General features: G+C 73.4%; 4 protein-coding genes. 3 read left to right on the forward strand and 1 reads right to left on the reverse strand.

Translation table 11 applies throughout. The features are described from left to right. From HMPREF3105_RS09150 to HMPREF3105_RS09160, 3 genes are all read left to right on the forward strand, one after another. On the forward strand, positions 1-732 hold a 732-nt coding region (locus tag HMPREF3105_RS09150; RefSeq protein WP_083325325.1), incomplete at its 5' end, for an arsenate-mycothiol transferase ArsC. Between the two features lie 626 nt (positions 733-1,358). Further along, positions 1,359-2,246, forward strand: coding sequence for a nucleotidyltransferase family protein (locus HMPREF3105_RS09155; protein WP_070709309.1), 888 nt, complete (start codon positions 1,359-1,361; stop codon positions 2,244-2,246). Continuing rightward, positions 2,236-2,568, forward strand: a complete 333-nt coding sequence (locus tag HMPREF3105_RS09160) for a PqqD family protein (RefSeq protein WP_070709311.1) — start codon at positions 2,236-2,238, stop codon at positions 2,566-2,568. The genes HMPREF3105_RS09155 and HMPREF3105_RS09160 overlap by 11 nt, the downstream gene beginning before the upstream one ends. A 6-nt stretch (positions 2,569-2,574) precedes the next feature. Here HMPREF3105_RS09160 and mfd read toward each other — a convergent pair. Next, a partial coding sequence (mfd, locus tag HMPREF3105_RS09165; protein ID WP_070709313.1) for a transcription-repair coupling factor occupies positions 2,575-6,134 on the reverse strand: 3,560 nt, incomplete at its 5' end.

Here is a 6,134-nt window from a genome sequence, read left to right on the forward strand (position 1 = left end):
GACGCCGGCGCCCCGGCGGCCTCCACGGCGCGGGAGGATCGCCTCGCCGAGTTCCGGCTCGGCCCGGCGTTCCTCCCCCACCCGGCCGACCGTGTCCCCGGCCCCGTGCCGAGCGCCCGCGTCCTCGTCGTGTGCACGGGCAACATCTGCCGCTCCGCCTATGTGGAGTACGCGCTGCAGGCGCAGCTCAACGCCCTGCTCGGCGACCGGGGCCGCGCGGAGGTCACGAGCGCGGGCACGGAACCGAACCAGGCGCTGACCGTCCCCGGCCCGCTGCTCGACCTCGCACCGAGCCGCCGAGTCCGCGCCGCGTTGACGCAGCATCGACCGCAGCAGCTGACCGGGCGTTCGCTGGCGGGACAGGACCTCGTCCTGACCGCGACGGACGACCACCTGGACGAGGTGCTGCGCGAGGACCCCGCGGCGGTGCGCCGGACCTTCACGATCCTCGGCATGGGCACCCTCCTGCGCGACCACGGCGAGGAGCTCGCCGCGGCGGTCCCTCCGGGCGCGGGCGTCACCGCGCTCGTCACGGCGCTGGCGGAGCTGCGCTCCCGCCTGATCGCCCACGGGGAGCGGCCGGACGCGGATCTGCCGGACCCGTTCCGCGGCCCCGCCGAGGGCTACGCCGCGATGGCGCAGACCGCGCAGCCGATCGTCGAGCTGCTGGCGTGGGAGATCGCCCGGGCCCTCGACGGGGACGTCGTGGACGAGGAGCCGACGGGCGCCTGACCGGCCGGCGTCAGAGATCGGGGACGGGGCCGCCTCCACTGCCACGCGCAGGGGTGCGCAGCCGGGGGGCGGACAGGCGCAGCCTAAGAATGCGTAGGCGCCGAGGATGGCGAGGACGAGCACGACGCCACCCCCATCTGCGGCGTCGACCAGAGCCACAGGACGGCGCACGCCAAGCCCGCCATGGAGGTGCAGGGCCCGTGAGGAAGACGCACACCGCGGCGGTGACGAGCAGGGCCACCTTCCACCGCCGCGTCCGCATCAGAGCGAGCGGCGACTGAGCCGACCGCGGGCGATGCAGTCAACAAGACCGATGAAGCCCGCGATCCGCGCCCATTAGCGCAACCAGTCCAGGTCTGGGATGCCCTGCGGCAGGGGGACGATCGCGGGGAACGGCATGCTCGGTGAACATGAGAATGGAACTCTGCAGGTGGATCTAGACAGGTCGCGCAGCTCATCGCGAGTCCTGCCACGCGTTCATGGATGGCACGTCAACACGGAGCACCCGGGAGCGTGCGGGTCTCGCGCCGTCAGTCCACGAATCCACCTGAACCCCCTTTAACTTTGCACCGGGCATCCGGCACAGTCACCGCCGGGCCTCCTTTGGGTCGACTAAGCTCGCGGCCATGGGAGAACGAGCGACGGGACAGCGACCGGCCGCCCCGCCGTCCCTGGACTTCGAGGTCCGCGTCCGCCTCGCCCACGCCCGCATCACGCATCTGCTGGACCGGGTCGGCATTCGCGGCCTGCACGTCAAGGGCTACGCCACGGAGCCCGGCGTCTACCCGGAGCACCGCCGCAGTTCGGACGTAGACCTGCTGGTCCATCCGGCCGATGCCACCGCCGTCATCGAGCTCCTGCACGCCCACGCCTGGGAACCGGTCGCTGACTTCTCGGAAGGGTCGATCTTCCAGCACGCGGCCACGCTCTGGCATGACCAGCTGGGGTATGTGGACGTGCATCGGCTCTTCCCCGGCCTCGGCGCGTCCCCCGAGGCAACCTTCGACGCCCTGTGGAGCGAGCACGTCCACCTCGTGATCGCCGGCCGGTCTGTCCCGGTGCCGAGTCCGCGCCATCAGCGGCTCGTCGTGATCGTCCACGCGGCCCGCGACCCGTTCCGCGGTGGCCTCGACGTCCGGCACATCCGGGAGTCCCTCCCCGCCGAGAGCTGGGCCGCCCTGCGCGAAGAAGCCCACCGGCTGGACGCGGGCGCGGCCTGGCACGTCGCCACGGGCGAGGCCGCCGACGGCGTCGACACCCGGCAGCTGACCCTCTTCGCGGCGCTGCACGAGAGCCAGAGCGGTCTTGAGCTGTTCCGCACCCGGTGGCGGTCGGCCGCCACGGTGCGGGAGCGGGCCGCCCTCGTGGCCCGCACGATCCCGGTGAACCGCCCCCATCTGCAGATGCGCCTGGGCCGACCCGTCACCCGCGCGGACCTGTGGCGCGAGCAGCGCGCCCGGCTCGGCGCACTCGCCGGCTGGGCCTGGACGAAGGCGGTGCGCCGTGGCCGGTGAGACCACCGAGGGCTGGGCGCTCGCCCCCGACATCGCGTGGGCCCGCACCGCCGGCGGCCAGACCGCCGTCATGACGCTCGAGGCCGGTCAGCCGCTGCTGCTGAGCGCCTCGGGCGACGTGATCTGGGACGTCCTCGTGGGAGGCCGCACCCCGGAGGACGACCTGGTCGCGGATCCGCCGGTGCCGCTGTCGACGACGGACGTCACGGTCCAGGTGGCGGAGGCGTTCGGCCTCGCTCCCGCCGACGTCGCGGCCGACGTCCACGCCTTCCTCGAGATGCTCGAGGCGCACGGCATCCTCGTCCGCGTGAGGACGGCCTGACCCGCCTCAGCCCTCCGGCGCGAAGATCGCGTCGACCACCTGCTGCGCCCACTCGAGCAGCGGGACGTCCACGAGGTCCTGACCCATGACCGGCTTGGTCTTGGGACGCGGGATGAGGACGCCGTTCAGGGCCGGCTTGACCTGGGCGCCCTTGTACATGCGGGTCAGGCGCATCTGACGGGACTCCGGCAGGTCCGCGGCGGGGCCGAACTTCACGTTCTGCCCCAGCAGCATGACCTCGGTGACGCCCGCGGCTCGCGCCCGGTTGCGGAACCGGGCGACGGCGACGAGCGCCTCCACCGGCTCCGGCAGCGGGCCGTACCGGTCCTTGAGCTCCTCCACCACGGCGTCCACGGCGGCGTCGTCCGCGGCCTGGGCGAGGTTGCGGTACATCTCGAGGCGCAGCCGCTCCCCCGGCACGTAGTCGTGCGGCAGGTGGGCGTTGACCGGCAGCTCCACCTTCACCTCGGCGGGCGCGGTGTCCTCCTCGCCCTTGAAGTCGGCCACGGCCTCGCCCACCATCCGCAGGTAGAGGTCGAAGCCCACGCCGGCGATGTGGCCGGACTGCTCCCCGCCCAGCAGGTTGCCGGCGCCGCGGATCTCGAGGTCCTTCATGGCCAGCTGCATGCCCGCGCCGAGCTCGTTGTGGGTGGCCACGGCCTTGAGGCGTTCGAGGGCCACCTCGCCCAGGGGCTTCTGCGGGTCGTACAGGAAGTACGCGTACGCCCGCTCGCGGCCACGGCCCACGCGGCCGCGCAGCTGGTGCAGCTGCGAGAGGCCGTAGCGGTGGGCGTCCTCCACGATCAGGGTGTTGGCGTTGGCGATGTCCAGGCCGGTCTCGATGATCGTGGTGGAGACGAGCACGTCGAACTTCCGCTCCCAGAAGTCCACCATGATCTGCTCGAGCCGGGCCTCGCTCATCTTGCCGTGGGCGACGGCGATCCGCGCCTCCGGCACCAGCTCGGCGATGCGCTTGGCCACCTTGTCGATGGTGGTGACGCGGTTGTGCACGTAGAACACCTGGCCCTCGCGCATCAGCTCGCGGCGGATGGCCGCGGTGACCTGCTGGTCCGAGTACGGGCCCACCGAGGTGAGCACGGGGTGGCGCTCCTCCGGGGCGGTGGCCAGCGTGGAGGTCTCACGGATGCCGGTGAGGGACATCTCGAGGGTGCGCGGGATGGGCGTGGCGGACATGGCGAGCACGTCCACGTTGGTGCGCATCTTCTTCAGCGCCTCCTTGTGCTCGACGCCGAAGCGCTGCTCCTCGTCCACGATCACCAGGCCCAGGTCCTTGAACTGCACCTGGTCGGAGAGCAGCCGGTGGGTGCCGATCACCACGTCCACCTCGCCGTGCGCGAGCCCCTCGACGACCTCCTTGGACTCCTTGGCGGTCTGGAACCGGGAGAGCGCGGCCACCTTGACGGGGAAGCCGGCGAACCGGTCGGAGAACGTCTGGTGGTGCTGGCGGGCGAGCAGCGTCGTCGGGACGAGGACGGCCACCTGCTTGCCGTCCTGCACCGCCTTGAACGCGGCGCGCACGGCCACCTCGGTCTTGCCGAAGCCGACGTCGCCGGAGACGAGCCGGTCCATGGGGACGGCCGCCTCCATGTCCTTCTTGACGTCCTCGATGGTGGTCAGCTGATCCGGCGTCTCGATGAACGGGAACGCCTCCTCCAGCTCGCCCTGCCACGGGGTGTCCGGGGCGAACGCGTGGCCGCGCGAGGCCATACGGGCCGAGTACAGGCGGATGAGCTCGCCGGCGATCTCGCGGGTGGCGCGCTTGGCCTTGGACTTGGTCTGCGCCCAGTCCGAGCCGCCCATCTTGGACAGCGACGGCGTCTCCCCGCCCACGTAGGTGGAGATCAGGTCGAGCTGGTCAGTGGGCACGAACAGCCGGTCGCCGGGGGCGCCGCGCTTCGAGGGCGCGTACTCCAGCACGAGGTACTCGCGGTAGGACTCCTCGGCGCCGGGGGCGGTGCGCGGGCCGCCGGTGACCTTGCGGCGCTGCAGCTCCACGAAGCGGGCGATGCCGTGCTGGGAGTGCACCACGTGGTCGCCGGGCTGCAGGGTCAGCGGGTCGACGGCGTTGCGCCGCTTCCGGGCCAGCCGCGCTCCGGGGGCGCGCGTGCCAGCGGTGCGGTGCCGGCCGAAGAGGTCGTGCTCCGTGATCAGGGCGATCTGCGCGTCCGGGATCGTGAAGCCGGAGCCGACGGGCGCCGTCGCGATGGAGACCCGCCCCGGGGCGAGGTCCGCGGGCAGGGGCCCGTCCGCCACGGAGGCCGTGAGGCCGGCCTCCGTGGTGAGCTCGGCGAGACGGCGGGCGGAGCCGGGGCCGTCGGTGAGGACCACGGCATGCCACCCCTCCGCGAGCCGGACGCGGGTGTGCGCGACCATGGCCTCGATGTCGCCCGAGAAGGTCTGCGGGACGCCGAGGGTGGCGCGCAGGGTGGCGGCGTCGGGCAGCAGCTCAGCGTCCGAGACCAGCGCGGTGACGGACCAGAACCCCTGGTCCTGCTCGAGGGCGGCCGCGCGGAGTTCGGCCACCGTGAGGAAGCCGCCCGCGGCGGACTGGTCCGCCCCGGCCACGTCCACCGGGGCGACCGCGCCCTGCGCGGCGCCGGCCCACGCGGCCTGGAGGAACTCCTCGTTGGTGGCCAGCAGGTCGTCGGCGCGGCCGCGCAGGCGCTCGGGCTCCACGAGGACGGTCAGCGAGCCTGCGGGCAGCATGCGGGGCAGCGACGTCATGGCCTCGGCCAGCAGCGGGGAGAGGGACTCCATGCCCTCCACGGCCACGCCCTCGGCGATCCGGTCCAGCATGTCCGCGGCGGCGGGCATGGCCGGGATCAGCTCCTTCGCGCGCCGGCGCACGTGGTCCGTGATGAGCAGCTCGCGGCACGGGGGCGCGTACAGCTCGGAGGGGTGGCCCGAGCCGTCCTCCGTGGTGTCCTCGAGGGAGCGCTGGTCCGCCACGGAGAACCAGCGCATCTGCTCCACCTCGTCGCCGAAGAACTCGATGCGCACGGGGTAGTCCTCGGTGGGCGGGAACACGTCGATCAGCCCGCCGCGCACCGCGAACTCGCCGCGACGGCTGACCATGTCCACGCGGGAGTAGGCGGCGTCCGCGAGCGCGGCCACCACGGCGTCGAAGTCCCGCTCCTCCCCCGTCCGCAGGGTCACGGGGCTCAGCTCGCCGAGCCCGGCCACGAGGGGCTGCAGCACGGCGCGCACGGGGGCGACGACGATGCGCAGCGGGCCCTCCGCGTGCTCCTCGGGGTGGGCGAGGCGGCGCAGCACGGCCAGGCGCGCGCCCACGGTGTCCGAGCGCGGGGACAGGCGCTCGTGGGGCAGCGTCTCCCAGGACGGGAACAGCGCGGCGGCACCGGCGGGGGCCCAGGCGGCGAGGTCGGTCACGAGGTCCTCGGCCTCGCGGGTGGTCGCGGTGACCACGAGGACGGCGGCGCGCTCGCCGTGGCCCTCGGCCAGCGCCTCGGCGAGGACGGTCAGCAGGGGCGCGCGGGCGCCGTCGGGCAGGCCGATCTCCAGCTCGACGCCCCGAGCCTCGAGCG

The sequence above is a fragment of the Micrococcus sp. HMSC31B01 genome (genome assembly GCF_001816085.1).
Classification (GTDB): Bacteria; Actinomycetota; Actinomycetes; order Actinomycetales; family Micrococcaceae; genus Micrococcus; species Micrococcus luteus.